General features: G+C 62.0%; 14 protein-coding genes and 1 pseudogene. 13 read left to right on the top strand and 2 right to left on the bottom strand.

The annotated features are described in order from the left end of the window. Positions 1–3: 3 nt before the first annotated feature. Positions 4–1071 carry a DUF2333 family protein gene (locus HU773_RS03815; RefSeq protein ID WP_057958214.1) on the bottom strand — a complete coding sequence of 356 codons (1068 nt, stop codon included), beginning with the start codon at positions 1069–1071 and terminating at the stop codon, positions 4–6. Positions 1072–1345: 274 nt separating this feature from the next. On the opposite strand from HU773_RS03815, the gene HU773_RS03810 reads away from it, so the two are divergent. From HU773_RS03810 to HU773_RS03750, 13 genes and pseudogenes are all read left to right on the top strand, one after another. Next, on the top strand, positions 1346–3016 hold the full coding sequence (locus HU773_RS03810) for a response regulator (protein ID WP_115127297.1): 1671 nt from the start codon (positions 1346–1348) through the stop codon (positions 3014–3016). 1506 nt (positions 3017–4522) lie between these two features. After that, positions 4523–5032: pseudogene (locus HU773_RS27715) on the top strand (methyl-accepting chemotaxis protein); the annotation flags it as partial. Between the two features lie 300 nt (positions 5033–5332). Then, positions 5333–5788, top strand: coding sequence for a type II 3-dehydroquinate dehydratase (gene aroQ / locus HU773_RS03800; RefSeq protein WP_057437567.1), 456 nt, complete (start codon positions 5333–5335; stop codon positions 5786–5788). A gap of 24 nt (positions 5789–5812) precedes the next feature. Next, the gene (accB, locus tag HU773_RS03795) at positions 5813–6277 is read left to right on the top strand and encodes an acetyl-CoA carboxylase biotin carboxyl carrier protein (protein WP_057958211.1); all 465 of its coding nucleotides are present in this window, start codon (positions 5813–5815) and stop codon (positions 6275–6277) included. A 17-nt stretch (positions 6278–6294) separates the two neighbouring features. Then, positions 6295–7656: an acetyl-CoA carboxylase biotin carboxylase subunit gene (gene accC / locus HU773_RS03790; RefSeq protein WP_003188188.1), complete on the top strand. Its 1362-nt coding sequence runs from the start codon at positions 6295–6297 to the stop codon at positions 7654–7656. A gap of 273 nt (positions 7657–7929) precedes the next feature. Continuing rightward, positions 7930–8808, top strand: coding sequence for a 50S ribosomal protein L11 methyltransferase (gene prmA, locus HU773_RS03785; RefSeq protein WP_057958210.1), 879 nt, complete (start codon positions 7930–7932; stop codon positions 8806–8808). Between the two features lie 30 nt (positions 8809–8838). Then, positions 8839–10047 (top strand): DUF3426 domain-containing protein, encoded by a 1209-nt coding sequence (locus HU773_RS03780; protein WP_169989296.1) that lies wholly within the window; start codon positions 8839–8841, stop codon positions 10045–10047. 186 nt (positions 10048–10233) lie between these two features. After that, positions 10234–11247, top strand: a complete 1014-nt coding sequence (gene dusB / locus HU773_RS03775) for a tRNA dihydrouridine synthase DusB (protein ID WP_057437552.1) — start codon at positions 10234–10236, stop codon at positions 11245–11247. Continuing rightward, positions 11244–11564: a DNA-binding transcriptional regulator Fis gene (gene fis, locus HU773_RS03770; RefSeq protein WP_003186237.1), complete on the top strand. Its 321-nt coding sequence runs from the start codon at positions 11244–11246 to the stop codon at positions 11562–11564. The genes dusB and fis overlap by 4 nt, the downstream gene beginning before the upstream one ends. Positions 11565–11645: 81 nt before the next feature. Further along, the gene (gene purH / locus HU773_RS03765) at positions 11646–13253 is read left to right on the top strand and encodes a bifunctional phosphoribosylaminoimidazolecarboxamide formyltransferase/IMP cyclohydrolase (protein WP_057958208.1); all 1608 of its coding nucleotides are present in this window, start codon (positions 11646–11648) and stop codon (positions 13251–13253) included. A 131-nt stretch (positions 13254–13384) separates the two neighbouring features. Further along, positions 13385–14677, top strand: a complete 1293-nt coding sequence (purD, locus tag HU773_RS03760) for a phosphoribosylamine--glycine ligase (RefSeq protein WP_057437548.1) — start codon at positions 13385–13387, stop codon at positions 14675–14677. A 102-nt stretch (positions 14678–14779) separates the two neighbouring features. Continuing rightward, positions 14780–17557: a hybrid sensor histidine kinase/response regulator gene (locus HU773_RS03755; RefSeq protein ID WP_057958207.1), complete on the top strand. Its 2778-nt coding sequence runs from the start codon at positions 14780–14782 to the stop codon at positions 17555–17557. 231 nt (positions 17558–17788) lie between these two features. After that, on the top strand, positions 17789–18385 hold the full coding sequence (locus tag HU773_RS03750) for a MarC family protein (RefSeq protein WP_057437546.1): 597 nt from the start codon (positions 17789–17791) through the stop codon (positions 18383–18385). Positions 18386–18393: 8 nt separating this feature from the next. On the opposite strand, the gene HU773_RS03745 is transcribed toward HU773_RS03750, so the two are convergent. Beyond that, positions 18394–19176, bottom strand: a complete 783-nt coding sequence (locus HU773_RS03745) for a hypothetical protein (protein ID WP_120731444.1) — start codon at positions 19174–19176, stop codon at positions 18394–18396. Positions 19177–19216: the final 40 nt, after the last annotated feature.

Raw genomic sequence — 19216 nt, 5'->3', positions numbered from 1 at the left:
GACTCAACCCTGGTTCAGCAGTTGACGCAAGTCGATCACCGCCGCGTTGGCGCGGGAGATGTAGTTGGCCATCACCAGCGAGTGGTTGGCCAATACGCCATAGCCGCTGCCATTGAGGATCATCGGGCTCCACAGGGTTTCCTGGGACGCCTCCAGCTCACGAATGATCTGGCGCACGCTGACGGTGGCGTTTTTCTTGGCCAGCACGTCGGCAAAGTCGACTTCGATGGCGCGCAACAGGTGGGACAGGGCCCAGGCCTGGCCGCGGGCCTCGTAGAACACGTTGTCGATCTGCATCCATGGGGTTTCCACCACTTCTTCATCGAGCTGCGGCACTTCGCCCGGCGCCAGCGTTTCGGTTTTCAGCGCGGTATTGAGCTTGACCCGGCCGACACTGGCCGACAGGCGCTGCGACAACGAACCGAGGCGGGTAGCAACATCGCCCAGCCAGTTGTTCAGGTTGTCGGCACGCGCGTAGAACAACGCGCCTTTCTGGTTGGGGTCGGAGAGACGCGCCTGATAGCGGTTCAGGGAGTTGATGCCTTCCTGGTACTCCGATTCGCTGGAGGGCAGCACCCAGCTCTTGTTGTCGAAGTTAAAGCGCGGCTCGGCCTTGGCCAGGTCGGCGTCTTCGGCCGATTGCGATTGCGAGCGGGCGAAGTCCTTGCGCAGGGCACGGGTCAGGTCACGCACCTGCACCAGCACGCCATATTCCCAGCTGGGCATATTGTCCATCCACAACCCAGGCGGGAAGCGGTCATTGGAAATATAACCGCCAGGCTTGTTCAGCAGGGTACCCACCACGGTCTTGACGGTTTCGACAGTGGTAAAGCCGAGCACCATTTGTTTGCCGTCTTTTTCGGCGGCAATTTGCGCATTTTGCTGGACCGGGAACAACGCCGGCTCCTGGCTCCAATACCAGCCCAGGCCACCGGTGACCAACAGGTAAATCACCACCAGGGTCATCAGGGCACGGCTCATCAACAGATTACGAAAATAGCTGCGGGAGGCCGACTTGGGCGCAGGGCTTGGGCCTGGGGCGCTGCCTGCACGGTTTTTCCAGTCCAGCATGGCGGATATCCTTTCAGTCACTTGAGTTCAATAGCTACGACCACAACCCTACCCCATCGTGCCCGTCGGTGCGGGGCTTTTAATCAAGGTGGCGTAAAGCTGGCACTCAACTATAAAGGATGGGCGCCGATGCGCCTACGCGACCCAAGGGTCAGCAAATGAATCCACAGGACGCTGCAGTTAATTGACGTATGACACTCGTGCGAATGAAAAGAGGTGCTAGCATAGAGCCACCAGTCGACCTCAGCATGCACCCTTACCTAGTAGTCAGGATATGACCGAGCCAGAAGACCCCAGTCGTGAGCGTCTCAAGCACCACTTTGCCCAGCGGGTAATTCATCAGGCGCGTCAAATTCTTGAGATCTGGCAGCGTTTACAGCGCAGCGAATGGTCGAACGCCGAATTGAATGAACTCAGCGAGGCCAATCTGCGCCTGCTGCGTTTTGCCGAACGCTTCGAACAACCCGAGCATGGCCAACTGGCCCGGCACATCATCGAGTCGCTTAAAGCCGTGGACGAAAACCGCGGCCGCCTGAGCAGTCACCTGATCACCGACCTCAACCGTTTGATGCAGCGCCTGTCGCGGACCGGTCTGCGTCAGGGCGACCAGCTGGACCAGACCTTCCTGCCGCCGATGCGCAAGCCGATCTACGTGATGCTCGCCGATCACGACCGCGCCGAGCGCCTGGCCAAGCAGCTGGAATTCTTTGGCTTGAGTGCGCAGTCCCTGGACAGCGTGGCCGCCTTCCGTTCGTCCATGGCCGAACGCCTGCCGGCGGCGATTGTGATGGACGTGGACTTCTGTGGCGCCGGCCTGGGCCTGAAATTGGCCGCCGAAGCCCAGGAAGGCCTGGAGCAGAAACTGCCGCTGCTGTTCTTCAGCCTGCACGAAACCGACACCCCCACCCGCCTGGCCGCCGTGCGCGCCGGTGGCCAGGAGTTCCTTACCGGGACCCTGGAGGCGTCGAGCCTGCTGGAAAAAATCGAGGTGCTGACCTGCGTCGCCCAGTACGAACCCTATAAAGTGTTGATCATCGACGACTCCCGCGCCCAGGCGATGCACACCGAGCGCCTGCTCAACAGCGCCGGGATCGTCACCCGCACCCTGATCGAGCCGATCCAGGCCATGGCCGAGCTGGCGGACTTCCAGCCCGACCTGATCATCCTCGACATGTATATGCCAGCCTGTACCGGCACCGAGTTGGCCAAGGTGATCCGCCACAATGACCGCTATGTCAGCGTGCCGATCATTTATCTGTCGGCCGAAGATGACCTGGATAAACAGCTGGACGCCATGAGCGAAGGCGGCGACGACTTTCTCACCAAGCCGATCAAGCCGCGCCACCTGATCACCACCGTGCGCAACCGCGCCGCCCGCGCCCGCCACCTCAAGGCGCGGATGGTGCGCGACAGCCTGACCGGCCTGTACAACCACACCCATATCCTGCAACTGCTGGAAGACTGCAGCTTCCGCTCGCGCCGCGAGAACAAGCCGTTGAGCTTTGCCATGCTCGACATTGACCACTTCAAGCGGGTCAACGACAGCCACGGCCACCCCATGGGCGACCGCGTGATCAAGAGCCTGGCGCTGTTTCTCAAGCAGCGCCTGCGCAAGACCGACTACATCGGCCGTTACGGCGGCGAAGAATTCGCCATCGTGATGCCCGACACCGACCTGGACGCCGCTTGCAAAGTGCTCGATGAAATCCGGGGGCGCTTTGCCGAAATCCACTACCCGGCCCAGCCCCAGGACTTGTGGTGCACCTTCAGCGCCGGAGTGGTCGAGCTGTGCGACGGCTCCGACAGCCTGATGATGGCCGCCCAGGCCGACGAAGCGCTGTACCGCGCCAAGGACGCCGGGCGCAATCGCGTGCACGCTGCAGGCACATCAAGGCAAAGTGCCACCTTTTCATCGGACTCCACTCAGTCCGTCATAACGCTGTAACGAAAACGCAATAACTTCAGGCACTTATTCTTCCGCCGTTGGTTGAAACCACGCATGCGCCTGAAGCTGCTGACAAATCTCAATACCCTTCTGCTGGTCGCCGTTTGCCTGGCCCTGGGCGCTACGCTCTGGTGGTCGCAACGGGCGCTTGAACGCCCTTATGTGCTGATGGAGCGCTATCTGGGCCTGTCCCAAGCCTTCCAGAACCAGACCGCGCGCAATATCGACGACTATTTGGCCAGCGGCGATGCCTTGCGCCTGAGCGCTGCCGGCCAGAGCCTGGAAAGCCTGGCGCTGAACCTGGACGAACTGCCGCCTGAGCTGAGCGAAAAATTGCGCCCCGGCTTGCTGGACCTTGAGGGTTTCAGCAAGACCGACCTGCTGGCCGCCGGCAAGCTGGCCGGCGACCCACAAGCCTTGCTGCTGCAAGCCGAGCGGGAGCTGGGGGCCAGTCTGGAGCAACTGAGCCAGTACGCCATCGGCGTCAGCTCACCGGACGCGGCGCGTTATCTACCACCGTTGCTCGCCGCCGCGCAGCATCTGGGCCGGCTATCCCTGGCGCGAGACAAACTGGTGAGCAGTGGGCGCAGCGAACTGGCGGCCGATGTGGAGCGTGAACTGGCCAACATCCGCAGCCAGGCGGACTTGATTGAGCAGCTACCGCTGTTGGGCGTGACCGCCAGCAGCGCCTCCAACAGCGATGATTTTTCGGCGCTGATGGGCCTGGAAAGCAGCGAAACAACGGTCGCCGAAGACACCGGCGTGGGCCTCAAGCGCGAGCTCAACAGCCTGCTCATGCGCTACCCTTCCGAACTGGCGCGGACCCGCGAGCAAATCCAGAAACGTACCGAACTGGCCGCCGCCACCCACCTGAAAATCAACACCGTGCAGCACGCCATTGCTGCGCTGGAGCCCGAAGTGCGCGCCCAGCACGCTCGAATCCAGGGCGAAGTGCGGGTGATCCAGGGCGTAATGATTGGCCTGATCCTGCTGATCGCCCTGCTCATCGACACCCTGCAACGGCGCCTGGCGCGGGTGCTGACCAGCCTGGCGCCGGCCCTGTCGACCTGGGCCGAGGGCGACTTCAGCCAGGAGATCGCCCTGGGTGCAACCAACCGTGAACTGCATGATATTGAAGCCTCGCTCAATCGCCTGCGGATTTACCTGGTGAACCTGGTGGGCACTATTCGCGCAAATGCCGAGCAAGTGGCCGGCAGCAGCCGCGCCCTGGCCGAACTGAGCGGCGGCCTGCATGACGGCGCCGAACGCCAGGCCGGGGACACTGCGCAAATCCGTGATTCATTGGGCGAGTTGGAGGCCACTATCCAGCAGGTCGCGGGTGACGCCAGCCAGGCCGCCGGGGCCAGCCGCAGCGCCGGCGAGGCCGTGGAGCATGGGCAACGGGTGATCGGCTTGAGCCTGACCGGCCTGCACGCGCTGGTGGGCGAAGTGCAGGGCAATGCGCAAATGATCGAGAAACTCGCCGAAGAGTCCGCGACCATTGGCAACGTGCTCACGGTGATCCGCTCGATTGCCGAGCAGACCAACCTGCTGGCGCTCAACGCCGCCATCGAAGCCGCCCGCGCCGGCGAGGCCGGGCGTGGGTTTGCCGTGGTCGCCGACGAAGTACGCTCCCTGGCCCAGCGCACGGCGGGCGCCACCGCCGAGATCCAGACATTGATCGCCGGCCTGCAAACCGCAGCACGGCAATCGGTGGAAGGCATGCGCGCCCAGGTCGAACACGCCGAAGCCACCGCCCAGCAAGCCGAAGCGGCCGACGGCGCACTGGACGAAATCGTCGGCGCGATTCAGACCATTTCCGACACAGCCATCCGGATTGCCGATGTAACGGCCCAGCAGAGCGGCGCGGTCAGTGAGATCCGCGATAATAGCGAGCGCATCCACCAGTTGGGTGAGGACAACCTGCTGCGCATTGGCCAAGGCCGCCGCCAGGGCGAGCATCTGTTGGTGCTCGGCGGGCAGCTCAACACGGCCGTGCAGGCATTTCGCGTCTGATTCCATCCTCCAAATCAGACGGACATCAAAAATGTGGGAGCGGGCTTGCTCGCGAATGCGGTGTATCAGTCAACCTATCCATCACTGACCCACCGCATTCGCGAGCAAGCCCGCTCCCACATTTGATCTCCTGTGTACTCTCAACCGTGTTACCAATGACCGGATCCAAGGCCCTAGTCACAAATTTTGCGCAATCCTCGCTAATCGTGCTGGCTATTGCAGAGAACTGGACAGTCACAAAGGCTTTGCGGCATAGTCGCCGGGTTCTGACGTACCCACATCAATAACAAGGAACAGCCGATGGCGACCTTACTGGTTCTGCACGGACCCAACCTGAACCTGCTCGGCACCCGCGAACCGGGTGTGTACGGTGCAGTCACCCTCGAACAGATCAACCTCGATCTGGAGCGACGGGCCCGTGAAGCCGGCCACCATCTGCTCTACCTGCAAAGCAATGCCGAGTATGAATTGATTGATCGCATTCACGCCGCGCGCAGCGAAGGCGTGGACTTTATCCTGATCAATCCCGCCGCTTTTACGCACACAAGTGTTGCTTTACGTGACGCGCTGCTGGCGGTGAGCATCCCATTCATCGAAGTGCATTTATCGAACGTGCATAAACGCGAAGCTTTCCGCCATCACTCTTACTTCTCCGACGTAGCGGTAGGAGTGATCTGCGGCCTTGGCGCCAGCGGTTACCGACTGGCCCTGGAGGCCGCCCTGGAACACATTGAAGAACAGGCTAAACGCCCCTGACCGACCCTTGGGAGTTGATGATTCATGGATATCCGTAAAGTTAAGAAACTGATCGAACTGCTGGAAGAATCCGGTATCGACGAGCTGGAAATCAAGGAAGGCGAAGAATCCGTACGGATCAGCCGTCACAGCAAGACCCCGGCCCAACAGTTCTACGCACCCCAGATGCAAGCGCCGACGCCTGCCGCTGCTGCTCCAGCCGCCGCACCTGCTGCTAGCGCTGCACCTGCCGCACCTGCTGCCCCTGCGCTGAACGGTTTCGTGGTCAAGTCGCCAATGGTCGGTACTTTCTACCGCACCCCGGCACCGACCTCGCCAGCCTTCGTTGAAGTGGGCAAGACCGTGAAAGTGGGCGACACCATCTGCATCGTGGAAGCGATGAAGATGATGAACCACATCACGGCCGAAAAAGCCGGCGTCATCGAATCCATCCTGGTAGAAAACGGTCAGCCGGTTGAGTACGACCAGCCGCTGTTCACCATCGTTTGAACCGCGGAGCGCCTTCGATGTTGAAACCTGCGAAGAAACTGCAAAAAGTCCTGATCGCCAACCGCGGCGAGATCGCGCTGCGGATCCTGCGCGCCTGTAAGGAAGAGGGCATCAAGACCGTCGCTGTTTACTCGACGGCCGATACCGAATTGATGCACGTGAAACTGGCGGACGAAAGCATCTGCATTGGCCCGCCACTGGCCACGAACTCGTACCTGAAGGTCTCGAACATCATCGCCGCGGCTGAAGTGACCGGCGCTGACGGCATCCACCCTGGCTACGGCTTCCTCGCGGAAAACGCCGATTTCGCCGAACAGGTGGAAAAATCCGGCTTCGCCTTCATCGGCCCGAAAGCCGAGACCATTCGCCTGATGGGCGACAAGGTGTCGGCCAAGGACGCGATGATCGCAGCCGGCGTGCCAACCGTTCCAGGCTCCGACGGCCCACTGCCGGAAGACGAGGAAACCGCCCTGCGCATTGGTCGCGAAGTCGGTTACCCGGTGATCATCAAGGCCGCCGGCGGCGGTGGTGGTCGCGGCATGCGCGTGGTGCACAAGGAAGAAGACCTGATCGAAGCGGCCAAGCAGACTCGCTCCGAAGCGGGTGCCTGGTTCGGCAACCCGATGGTCTACCTGGAAAAGTACCTGACCAACCCACGTCACGTGGAAGTCCAGGTACTGTCCGACGGCCAGGGCCACGCCATCCACCTGGGCGACCGCGATTGCTCGCTGCAACGCCGTCACCAGAAAGTCCTGGAAGAAGCTCCGGCACCGGGCCTGGATGAAAAAGCACGTCAGGAAGTCCTGGCACGCTGCGTCAAGGCTTGCATCGATATCAACTACCGTGGCGCCGGGACTTTCGAGTTCCTCTACGAGAACGGCCGCTTCTACTTCATCGAGATGAACACTCGTGTGCAGGTAGAGCACCCGGTTTCGGAGATGGTCACCGGTATCGACATCGTCAAGGAGATGCTGAGCATCGCCGCTGGCAACGTGCTGTCCTTTACCCAGGACGACGTGAAGATGCACGGTCACTCCCTGGAGTGCCGGATCAACGCCGAAGACCCGAAAACCTTTATCCCGAGTCCAGGCCTGGTCAAGCATTTCCATGCACCAGGCGGCAACGGCGTTCGCGTCGATTCGCACCTGTACAGCGGCTACAAGGTTCCGTCCAACTACGACTCGCTGATCGGCAAGCTGATCACCTGGGGCGCCACTCGCGACGAGGCCATGGCCCGTATGCGCAATGCCCTGGACGAAATCGTGGTCGACGGCATCAAGACCAACATCCCCCTGCATCGGGATCTGGTTCGTGATGAAGGCTTCTGCGAAGGTGGTGTGAACATTCACTACCTGGAACACAAGCTGGCCAACCAGTAAGTTTGTGCTCCACCCACAAAACCGCCTTCGGGCGGTTTTGTCGTTTATGCGCACACAAGAACACCACAAAACCCTGTAGGAGCTGGCTTGCCTGCGATAGCGGCAGGCCAGGCACTGATGAGCAAGCTGACACCCCGCCATCGCAGGCAAGCCAGCCCCCACATTTGGCTCCCGTGCTGTCAGTGGTGTCGTCTTCTGGCCTGCTCTCGCGTAAACTTGCGCCCTTTCGCAGCCCCACCCCGCTGCACACTCATTTTTTCAAAGGTGCCCGCCATGCCTTGGCTGCAAGTCCGTCTCGCCATCAGCCCAGAACAAGCCGAAACCTATGAAGACGCGTTCCTCGAAGTCGGCGCCGTGTCGGTGACCTTCATGGACGCCGAAGACCAGCCGATTTTCGAGCCTGAGCTGAACACCACGCCGCTGTGGTCCCACACCCACTTGCTGGCCCTGTTCGAAGACGGCACCGACGCCAGCAGCGTGTTTGCCCATATGGAACTGCTGACCGGCGGCCCGCTGCCCGAGCACCATAGCGAAGTGATCGAAGACCAGGACTGGGAGCGCAGCTGGATGGATAACTTCCAGCCCATGCGTTTCGGCCAGCGCCTGTGGATCGTACCAAGCTGGCACGCGGCCCCGGAGCCTGAGGCGGTCAACCTGCTGCTGGACCCGGGCCTGGCGTTCGGCACCGGCACCCATCCGACCACCGCCCTGTGCCTGGAATGGCTCGACGGCCAGGACCTGCAAGGCTGCAACGTGCTGGACTTCGGTTGCGGCTCGGGCATCCTGGCCATCGCCGCGCTGTTGCTGGGCGCCAAGGAAGCCGTCGGTACCGATATTGACGTGCAGGCCCTGGAGGCCTCCCGCGATAACGCCGGGCGCAACAACATTCCTGAAGGCAAATTCCCACTGTACCTGCCGGAGCAATTGCCCCAGGTGCAGGCCGATGTATTGGTCGCCAATATCCTCGCCGGGCCGCTGGTTTCGCTGGCTCCGCAACTGTCGAGCCTGGTCAGGCCCGGTGGGCGCCTGGCGCTGTCGGGGATCCTCGCCGAGCAGGGCGAAGAAGTCGCCGCCGCCTACGCCCAGGACTTCGACCTGGACCCCATCGCCAACCGCGATGGCTGGGTACGCATCAGCGGTCGTCGGCGCTAGAATGAGCGCCTGCATGAATCGGATGGCCGCATGACCGACAGTTTCGTCACCCAGTGCCCGCATTGCCAAACCCGCTTCCGCGCCAGCCATGCTCAATTGAGCGTGGCCCGTGGTGTGGTTCGTTGCGGCTCGTGCCTGCAAGTGTTCAATGCCGCCCGGCAACTGCTGGAGCAACGCGCCCACGCGCCTGAAGCGCCGGCTGCCGAAGCCCCGCCACGCGCCATCAGCCAGAAGCAATGGACCGCCGAAGAGCTGGACCTGGACCACCTGAACCTCGACGAAGAATTGGCCAAGCTTGAGCGCCGGGAGATCCAACACACCCAGCCCCAGGGCAGCGACCGCCGCCAGGCCGGCGCGGACCGTCGGCAAAAAGACGAGTCGATGATCGCCAGCCGCGATACGGTCAAGGCTGAAGAAGAACAGTGGGCCGCCAGCCTGTTCAGCGACCCGCCGGACGAACGGGCTGCGACAATCGCCCACACCGAGGAAACCGTCGAACCAGCCCCGGCCCCCACGGGCAAGCCCCAGCGTACCGAGCCCTCGATGTCCTTCGACATTCACGAGGTGGACGATGAGCCCGTGCTGCGTGCCGACGACGCTCTCGACCCGCCCGAGCCAACGCTCAGCAGCGAGCCGGACGAGCCCGAGCCTGAACCACGCCGCAAGCGCACACGCGCCACGGGCAACGTCCATGACGAGATGCTGCAGGACCTGGAAGACGACCCGCTGCACCTCTACGCCGGCAAGCGCCCCGCCGGCTGGGGCCGCCGCCTGCTCTGGCTGACCCTGGTGCTGCTGGCCGCCGCCGCCCTCGCCGGCCAGTACATTGCCTACCAGTTCGACGAACTGGCCCGCCAGGACAAGTACCGCCCATGGTTCCAGGAACTGTGCCCGAAACTGGGCTGTACCGTGCCGTCGCGGGTGGATATTGCCCATATCAAGAGCAGCAACCTGGTGGTGCGCAGCCATCCGGAGTTTGCCGGCGCGCTGGTGGTGGATGCCATCATCTATAACCGTGCGACGTTCTCCCAGCCGTTCCCGCTGCTGGAGCTGCGCTTTGCCGACCTAAATGGCCGGATGATCGCCAGCCGGCGCTTCAAACCCGCCGAATACCTCAGCGGCGAGTTGGCCGGCCAGACCGAGATGCCGTCCCAGACCCCGATCCATATCGCCCTGGACATTCTCGACCCAGGCAACAAGGCCGTGAACTACAGTTTGAGTTTCCACTCCCCCGAGTGATTGGTTGCGCGCGTCAAGGTTCGGACGGCAGGTTATTGACTTGCTCGTCCACGACCAAACCGCTGGCGATAAGAAAATAACTGCTCAGATTTTATCCAATTCAGCCTTTAACCAGTCATCGAGAGCGGGTATCATGCCAACCCTTTTTCGAACTCTAATGATCCGGCCCCACAACAGGGAAGTCCTATGTCGGCGGTACGCATCGGCCCATATACATTGCCAAACGCTTTGATTCTCGCCCCGATGGCGGGCGTCACTGACCAGCCCTTTCGTCAGCTGTGCAAACGTTTGGGGGCAGGGCTTGTAGTCTCGGAAATGGTCACCAGCGACATGAGCTTGTGGAACACCCGCAAATCGCGGATGCGCATGATCCACGAAGGTGATCCCGAGCCCCGCTCGGTGCAGATCGCCGGCGGTGATGCGCAAATGCTGGCGGATGCGGCCCGAGCCAACGTAGAGCTGGGTGCACAGATTATTGATATCAACATGGGTTGCCCGGCAAAAAAGGTCTGCAACAAGGCCGCCGGCTCCGCCCTGTTGAAGGATGAGCAGTTGGTGGCCGAGATCCTGCACGCCGTGGTGGGTGCAGTGGATGTGCCGGTCACCCTGAAGATTCGCACCGGCTGGGACCGGGACAACAAGAACGGCCTGACGGTGGCGAAGATCGCCGAACAGGCAGGCATTGCAGCATTGGCGGTGCATGGCCGCACCCGCGCTGACCTTTATACCGGCGAGGCCGAATACGACACCATTGCCGCGATCAAGCAGGCAGTGTCGATTCCGGTCTTTGCCAACGGCGACATCGACTCGGCCGAGAAAGCCCGGCGCGTATTGCACGCAACCGGTGCCGATGGCCTGTTGATCGGCCGGGCCGCCCAGGGGCGGCCATGGATTTTTCGTGAGATCGAGCATTTCCTGCGTACCGGCGAAATCATGCCGGCACCGGGGCTGATCGAGGTGGAACGTATTCTGCTAGAGCATCTGGCCGCCCTGCACATCTTCTATGGGGACGTGATGGGCGCGCGCATTGCTCGCAAGCATGTGGGTTGGTACCTCGCAACCCTGCCCGGCGCCAAAGAGTTTCGCACCGGGTTCAATCGTTTGGATGAAACGCAAGCACAGGTCACCGCCGTTCGTGAGTTCTTTGCCGAACGAGACAAGAGCCTGAGAGCAGGGGACGGAGAAGGGGTGGCCGCATGACGATGATGACCGAGACTTTAGTGAGTGGAACAACACCCGTGAGCGACAACGTCAATTTGAAACAGCACCTCAACACGCCGAGCGAAGAAGGCCAGACCCTTCGCGGGAGCGTCGAGAAAGCGCTGCACAATTATTTCGCCCACCTTGAGGGCGCGGCCGTCACGGATGTGTACAACCTGGTGCTCTCCGAAGTCGAGGCGCCCTTGCTCGAAAGCGTGATGAACTACGTCAAGGGCAACCAGACCAAAGCCAGTGAGCTGCTGGGCCTGAACCGTGGGACCCTGCGCAAGAAGCTCAAACAGTACGATTTGCTGTAAGCATTCAATCAAACCAGAAAGGCGCCCGCGTAAAACCGGTCGCCTTTTTTGCTGACTCCTTTGCTTTTGATGGAAATTGAGATGACCGACCAGACTACCCGCCTGCCGATCCGCCGCGCCTTGATCAGTGTTTCCGACAAGACCGGGATCCTCGAATTTGCCCGGGAGCTGGAAGCCCTGGGTGTGGAAATCCTCTCCACGGGCGGGACCTTCAAACTGCTGCAGGACAACGGCGTGGCCGCAGTAGAAGTCGCGGACTACACCGGTTTCGCAGAAATGATGGACGGTCGGGTCAAGACCCTGCACCCGAAAATCCACGGCGGCATCCTCGGCCGTCGCGGTATCGACGATGCCATCATGAACGAGCACGGCATCAAGCCGATCGACCTGGTGGCCGTCAACCTCTACCCGTTTGAAGCCACCATCAACAAGCCAGGCTGCGACCTGCCGACCGCTATCGAGAACATTGATATCGGCGGCCCGACCATGGTGCGCTCGGCAGCCAAGAACCACAAAGACGTGGCCATTGTGGTCAACGCCAGCGACTACGCCCAAGTATTGGAAAGCCTGAAAGCTGGCGGCCTGACCTACGCCCAACGTTTCGACCTGATGCTCAAGGCCTTCGAACACACGGCGGCCTATGACGGCATGATCGCCAACTACATGGGCACCGTGAACCAGGCCGCCGAGACCCTCAGCACTGAAGGCCGCAGCCAGTTCCCGCGTACCTTCAACAGCCAGTTCATCAAGGCCCAGGAAATGCGCTACGGCGAGAACCCGCACCAGAGCGCGGCGTTCTACGTGGAAGCCAAGCCTGCCGAAGTGGGGATCGCCACCGCGACCCAACTGCAGGGCAAAGAGCTGTCCTACAACAACGTGGCTGATACCGACGCCGCGCTGGAATGTGTGAAGAGCTTCGTCAAGCCAGCCTGCGTGATCGTCAAGCACGCCAACCCGTGCGGCGTGGCCGTGAGCCCGGACGCTGAAGGCGGGATCCGCCAGGCCTACGAACTGGCCTACGCCACCGACACCGAATCGGCATTCGGCGGCATCATCGCCTTCAACCGCGAACTGGACGCCGAGACCGCCAAAGCCATCGTCGAACGTCAGTTCGTCGAAGTGATCATTGCCCCATCCGTCAGCGAAGAGGCCCGCGCCATCGTCGCCGCCAAGGCCAATGTGCGCCTGCTGGCCTGTGGCGAGTGGTCGGCTGAGCGTGCCGCTGCCTGGGACTACAAGCGCGTCAATGGCGGCTTGCTGGTGCAGAGCCGCGACATCGGCATGATCGGCAGCCAAGACCTGAAAGTGGTGACCAAGCGCGCACCGACCGAGCAAGAGATCAACGACCTGATCTTCGCCTGGAAAGTAGCCAAGTACGTTAAGTCCAACGCCATCGTCTACGCCAAGAACCGCCAGACCATCGGTGTCGGCGCTGGCCAGATGAGCCGCGTGAACTCGGCGCGTATTGCAGCGATCAAGGCCGAACACGCCGGCTTGCAGGTGGTCGGTTCGGTGATGGCCTCGGACGCGTTCTTTCCGTTCCGTGATGGCCTGGACAACGCTGCAAAAGCGGGCGTGACTGCGGTGATCCAACCGGGTGGCTCGATGCGTGATGCTGAAGTGATTGCCGCCGCTGATGAAGCCGGCATTGCCATGGTCTTCACCGGCATGCGCCACTTCCGTCACTGATTGATCGCGCCCACGCTCCGCGTGGGTGCGCAGCCCGGGACGCTCCGCGTCCCTCGGACGCAGGGCGTCCGTAGAGGCATTCCCACGCAGAGCGTGGGAACGATCAACTAACAGAATTTGAGGTTTTTGAAATGAATGTTTTGATCATTGGCAGCGGTGGCCGTGAACACGCCCTGGCCTGGAAAGTCGCCCAGGACCCTCGCGTCCAGAAAGTCTTCGTCGCGCCCGGCAACGCCGGTACCGCCATTGAAGCCAAGTGCGAAAACGTCGCCATCGACGTCTTGGCCCTGGAGCAACTGGCCGACTTCGCCGAAAAGAACGTGTCCCTGACCATCGTCGGCCCTGAAGTACCGCTGGTGGCCGGCGTCGTGGACCTGTTCCGCAGCCGTGGCCTGGACTGCTTCGGCCCTACCGCTGGCGCCGCCCAGTTGGAAGGTTCGAAAGCCTTCACCAAGGATTTCCTGGCTCGCCACAAGATCCCGACTGCCGACTACCAGAACTTCACCGAGATCGAGCCCGCCCTGGCTTACCTGCGTGAGAAAGGCGCCCCTATCGTGATCAAGGCCGATGGCCTGGCCGCCGGTAAAGGCGTGATCGTGGCGATGACCCTGCAGGAAGCCGAAGACGCGGTGCGCGACATGCTCGCCGGCAATGCCTTCGGTGACGCCGGTTCGCGGGTGGTGATCGAAGAATTCCTCGATGGCGAAGAAGCCAGCTTCATCGTGATGGTCGACGGCAAGAACGTCTTGCCGATGGCCACCAGCCAGGACCACAAGCGCGTCGGCGACGGCGACACCGGCCCGAACACCGGCGGCATGGGTGCCTACTCCCCTGCCCCGGTGGTCACCGCCGACGTGCACCAGCGCGTCATGGACCTGGTGATCTGGCCGACCGTGCGCGGCATGGCCGATGAAGGCAATGTCTACACCGGCTTCCTGTACGCCGGGTTGATGATCGACAAGGCCGGCAACCCGAAAGTCATCGAGTTCAACTGCCGCTTCGGCGACCCGGAAACCCAACCGGTGATGCTGCGTCTGCAGTCGAGCCTGGTACTGCTGGTGGAAGCCGCCCTGGCGCAAGCGCTGGACAAGGTTGAAGCCCAGTGGGATCCACGCCCAAGCGTCGGCATCGTGCTGGCCGCCGGCGGCTACCCTGCCGACTACGCCAAGGGTGACCTGATCCAGGGCCTGGACGCCGCGGCTACGCTGGAAGGCAAGGTGTTCCATGCTGGGACCGCGCTCAAGGATGGCCAGGTGGTTACCGCCGGTGGCCGCGTGCTGTGCGCCACCGCCATGGGTGCCAGTGTCGATGCCGCCCAGCAGCAAGCCTACAAGCTGGCTGCAAAAATCGACTGGCAGGGCTGTTTCTACCGCAAGGACATCGGCTATCGCGCCATTGCCCGTGAGCGGGGCGAGAGTCAGTAAACAGCTATCCGTTCGGCTAGGCAGGGGCCTTTGGCCCTTGCCGTCCCATTACGGTCCCGCGCATAGTTAACCCCGTGCATTAACCTACGAAGGGATTTCGCCGTGCGCTGGCTCAGGATCGCCATAATCTTCACGGTCAGTCTGCTGACCCTGCTCTGTCTGTTGCCGGCCCAGGCCGTTGCGCAAGGCAGTGGCTGGGCCGTATTGCTTGATGAACAGGCCGACCTGCAATTGAGCGATATTCGCTCGCCACGCTACATCAACCAATTCAGCCCTATTGAACTGGAACGGATCACCGCCGCCGAACCCAACGGTGCGCTATGGGTACGTTTCAAGCTGCAGCCCGGCAAGCACGAGCAAGTGCTGCGGGTCTTCGCGCCGGACCTGGCGCATCTCAATCTGTATGTGCTGGACGGCGACACGCTGATCGAGCAGATCAACACCGGCACCCGCCAACCCCAGGCCGAACGCCCACTGCCCAGCAGCGAATTCATGCTGCCCATGCCCCAGAGCCAGAAGCCCCTGGATGTGTATGTGCGCCTGGTCTCGGAGCATGAGCTGCGGCCCTACCTGACCCTGGAACCGGCCGTGCAGGCCGCCGCCAACCAGACCCAGACCCTGGTCTACGGCCTGTTGTTCGGCTGCCTGCTGATGCTGATCCTGCACAACCTCACCCGCTACGCCTACCATCGCTCGCGCAGCAGCCTGTGGCTGGCGGCCTGCGAAGTGCTGCTGATGCTCAGCCTGTTGCTGTTGCTCAACCTGCTGGGCCCGTGGCTGCCGAACTGGCAGGCGGTGCAAACCCCGGGCGCCTACATGGCGTTGCTGCTGACCGCGCCATGCGGCCTGATGTTCGCCTACCGTTTCTTCGCGCCATTGGGCCCGCACCCGCTGAACAAGTTGCTGATGGCGGACATCCTGTTGATCGTGCTGTGCGGCCTGTTGCTGCTGTTCGTCAACACCCTGCCGCTGAATATCATCACCTACGCCCTGGTGGCGCTGGCCGGCCTGAGCATGCTGTTTGTCTCGGCCTACCACTGGCAAAAAGGCTACCGGCCGGCACGTCTGTTCCTGCTCGCCATGGTGGTGTTCAACACCGGCACGCTGATTATCCTCCCGGCCCTGCTGGGCCTGACCCTGGTGGCGCCGCAAGGCCTGATCATCACCTTGCTGGCGGTGATCTGCGTCAGCGGCCTGTTGATGAGCCAGGCCCTGGGCGAGCGCCAGCGCAGCATCGTCGAGGATCGCTTCAGCCTCAGCCGCGACCTGGCTGCCAGCAATGCCGAAATTGCGGCCAAGGCCGAGTTCCTGGCGAAGATCAGCCACGAAATCCGCACCCCCATGAACGGCGTGCTGGGCATGACCGAGTTGCTGCTGGGCACGCCGCTGTCGGTCAAGCAGCGCGACTACGTGCAGACCATCCACAGCGCCGGCAATGAACTGCTGACCCTGATCAACGAGATTCTCGACATCTCCAAGCTCGAGTCCGGGCAGATCGAACTGGACGATGTGCAGTTCGACCTCAATGCCCTGATCGAAGACTGCCTGAGTATTTTCCGCGCCAAGGCCGAGCAGCAGAACGTCGAACTGATCAGCTTTATCCAGCCCCAGGTGCCACGGGTCATCAGTGGCGACCCGACGCGCCTGCGCCAGGCCCTGTTGAGCCTGCTGGAAAACGCCCTGCAAAAGACCGACGAAGGCGAAGTGCTGATCGTGGTCGCCCTGGATGAGCGCAGCAGCAAACCGCGCCTGCGCATCGCCGTGCAAGACAGCGGCGTGCCGATGGAGGCCGCCGAGCGCGATGCCCTGCTGCACAGCGAACTGCACAGCAAGAACTTTCTCTCGGCCACGCGCCTGAGCGGCCACCTCGGCCTGGTGATCGCCCGCCAGCTGATCCTGTTGATGAATGGCGAGTTCGGCATCAAGGCGGGCAGCCAGCAAGGCAGCACCCTATGGCTGACCTTGCCCCTGGACCCGGAGCGCCTGGAACACCCGACCTCCGACCTCGACGGCCCGCTGCAAGGCGCACGGGTGTTGGTGGTGGACGACAATGACACCTGCCGCAAGGTGCTGGTGCAGCAATGCACCGCCTGGGGCCTGAATGTCAGCGCCGTACCGTCGGGCAAGGAGGCCCTGGCCCTGCTGCGTACCAAGGCGCACCTGCGCGACTATTTCGATGTGGTGCTGCTGGACCAGAACATGCCCGGCATGACCGGCATGCAACTGGCGGCGAAGATCAAGGAAGACCCGAGCCTGAACCACGACATCCTGCTGATCATGCTCACCGGCATCAGCAATGCGCCGAGCAAGATCATCGCGCGCAACTGCGGGATCAAGCGCATCCTGGCCAAACCAGTGGCGGGCTACACCCTCAAGACCACCCTGGCCGACGAGTTGACCCAGCGCAGCAAGGGTGTGGTCCAGCCGCGCCATGCCGCGCCGAACGTCCCCGTGACCATCACCGTGCCCAGCGATTTCCGCATCCTGGTGGCCGAAGACAACAGCATCTCCACCAAAGTGATTCGCGGCATGCTCGGCAAGCTCAACCTGCAACCCGACACGGCCAGCAATGGCGAGGAAGCCTTGCAGGCGATGAAGGCCCAGCGCTATGACCTGGTGTTGATGGACTGCGAAATGCCGGTGCTCGATGGCTTCTCCGCGACCCAGCAGTTGCGGGTCTGGGAAGTCAGCAACCAGCGCACCCGCACGCCGGTGGTGGCGCTGACCGCGCACATCCTCTCGGAACACAAGGAACGCGCACGCCAGGCCGGGATGGATGGGCATATGGCCAAGCCGGTAGAACTGTCGCAACTGCGCGAGCTGGTGGAGTACTGGGTGACACAGCGCGAGCAGCCGCAGGAGCAGGTGCACACGTCCTGAATCACCACACATCCCTGTGGGGGCCAGAGCTGGTTTGGGGGAACTGGCTTGTGTGGGAGCTGGCTTGCCTGCGATAGCATCACCTCGGTGCAACTGAAAAACCAGGGTGCCTGCATCGCAGGCAAGCCAGCTCCCACACAAGCCCACTCCCACATTGGTTCGCAGTCGCGCCTTCTGGCCCACAAGCCTGATAAACTCCCCCTCGCCCTTCCTTCGCTGTGAGCTCCCACCATGCTCCACGTGTTGTTCAGCGTTTATTTGAAGATGCTGGTGCTGTATAGCCCCTTCTTCGTCCTGTCCTGCTTTATCAGCCTGACCCGGGGCTATTCCAGCAAGGAGCGGCGACGCCTGGCCTGGAAGGTCGCCCTGGCGACGCTGGTGTCGAGCGTGTTGCTCTACCTGTTTGGCCGGGTGATTTTCAGTGTATTTGGCATCACCGTGGACGCCTTCCGCATCGGCGCCGGCAGTGTGCTGTTTATCTCCGCCCTGGGCATGGCCCAGGGCAAGTCGGCAGTGCAGACCGACAATGTGCAGCAGGACGTGACTATCGTCCCCCTGACCATCCCCTTGACCGTCGGCCCCGGCACCATCGGCGCACTGCTGGTAATGGGCGTCAGCCAGCCCCATTGGGATGACAAGCTCATGGCCATTCTCAGCATCGCCCTGGCCAGCCTGACAGTGGGCGTGGTGCTGTATCTGTCCAACCGCATCGAACGCATCCTCGGCGACCAAGGGCTGCAGATTGTCAGCCGCCTGATGGGCTTGTTCGTCTGTGCGCTGGCGGCGCAGATCATCTTTACCGGCGTACGCGGTTACCTGGTGCCCTGAGGCCCCGGTCAGATCCGGTATTGGGCGATGGCCAGCAAGACCTTGTCGCCCGCACTCTCACGCAACTGCTGGAGGGTTGCGTCGTTGACCACGGCAGGGTTGAGCATCAGGCAGGTCTGGCCGCTGTAGGCTTCGACCGTGGAGCTGTCCCATTCAAAAAACGGCACCCCCACTTTCTTGCTGACGCCCTGGGCGCTGTAGGTCACCAGCACCATCAGCACCTCACCGTCAACCTCGGAACAGGACGCCAGGCCAAAGTCGCCGCCCTCATGGTTGACGATGTTGCGCTTGAACAGATCAAAGGGTGCCGACAGCTGTTTCAAGGCGTCGAAAGCATCCGCCGCCAACTTGGGCAGCACCATCGCCAGGGAGCCTGACAGAAACGTCGAGGCCACCGTGGAGGTGATGATATTCAGCGCCGCCACCTGCACGCTCAGGCCCTTCACGGAGGTGGTGACGCGCTCGAAACTGCTGCGTATCGGCAGCCACCCCAGGTTGCCCATGACCTTGATGAACTCGTCGTACCAGGCCTGCGTGCCGCGCCCCACTTTCAGCACATCACTCACGTAGCTGCTGGCCAACAGGTAACTCTTGCGGGTGTATTCCTTGTTGAGGCGGCTCATGCCCGCGACAAACGAAAACACACTGTTATTGATCACCGCGCCATTCAGGTCGCCGTCAGCCTGCACCGGCGCCGGCGAACCCGCCGGCCGGCTGCTCAGCGGCAGTCGGTACGCCGCGATCAGCTTGTTCTTTTTAGCCAGATTGATTCGTTTATGTTTGCGCTCCATAACTGTTTCTCCACAAAAACCCACATGGGCTTACAAGAAA

It is taken from the genome of Pseudomonas shahriarae (assembly GCF_014268455.2).
Classification (GTDB): Bacteria; Pseudomonadota; Gammaproteobacteria; order Pseudomonadales; family Pseudomonadaceae; genus Aquipseudomonas; species Aquipseudomonas shahriarae.
This window is presented reverse-complemented; position numbering and strand designations above follow the sequence as displayed.

Excerpts from the sequence above, each read along its gene's own strand:
- HU773_RS03815 (WP_057958214.1), bottom strand. The coding sequence starts at position 1,071 with ATGCTGGACTGGAAAAACCGTGCAGGCAGCGCCCCAGGCCCAAGCCCT.
- HU773_RS03810 (WP_115127297.1), top strand. The coding sequence starts at position 1,346 with ATGACCGAGCCAGAAGACCCCAGTCGTGAGCGTCTCAAGCACCACTTT.
- aroQ (WP_057437567.1), top strand. The coding sequence starts at position 5,333 with ATGGCGACCTTACTGGTTCTGCACGGACCCAACCTGAACCTGCTCGGC.
- accB (WP_057958211.1), top strand. The coding sequence starts at position 5,813 with ATGGATATCCGTAAAGTTAAGAAACTGATCGAACTGCTGGAAGAATCC.
- accC (WP_003188188.1), top strand. The coding sequence starts at position 6,295 with ATGTTGAAACCTGCGAAGAAACTGCAAAAAGTCCTGATCGCCAACCGC.
- prmA (WP_057958210.1), top strand. The coding sequence starts at position 7,930 with ATGCCTTGGCTGCAAGTCCGTCTCGCCATCAGCCCAGAACAAGCCGAA.
- HU773_RS03780 (WP_169989296.1), top strand. The coding sequence starts at position 8,839 with ATGACCGACAGTTTCGTCACCCAGTGCCCGCATTGCCAAACCCGCTTC.
- dusB (WP_057437552.1), top strand. The coding sequence starts at position 10,234 with ATGTCGGCGGTACGCATCGGCCCATATACATTGCCAAACGCTTTGATT.
- fis (WP_003186237.1), top strand. The coding sequence starts at position 11,244 with ATGACGATGATGACCGAGACTTTAGTGAGTGGAACAACACCCGTGAGC.
- purH (WP_057958208.1), top strand. The coding sequence starts at position 11,646 with ATGACCGACCAGACTACCCGCCTGCCGATCCGCCGCGCCTTGATCAGT.
- purD (WP_057437548.1), top strand. The coding sequence starts at position 13,385 with ATGAATGTTTTGATCATTGGCAGCGGTGGCCGTGAACACGCCCTGGCC.
- HU773_RS03750 (WP_057437546.1), top strand. The coding sequence starts at position 17,789 with ATGCTCCACGTGTTGTTCAGCGTTTATTTGAAGATGCTGGTGCTGTAT.
- HU773_RS03745 (WP_120731444.1), bottom strand. The coding sequence starts at position 19,176 with ATGGAGCGCAAACATAAACGAATCAATCTGGCTAAAAAGAACAAGCTG.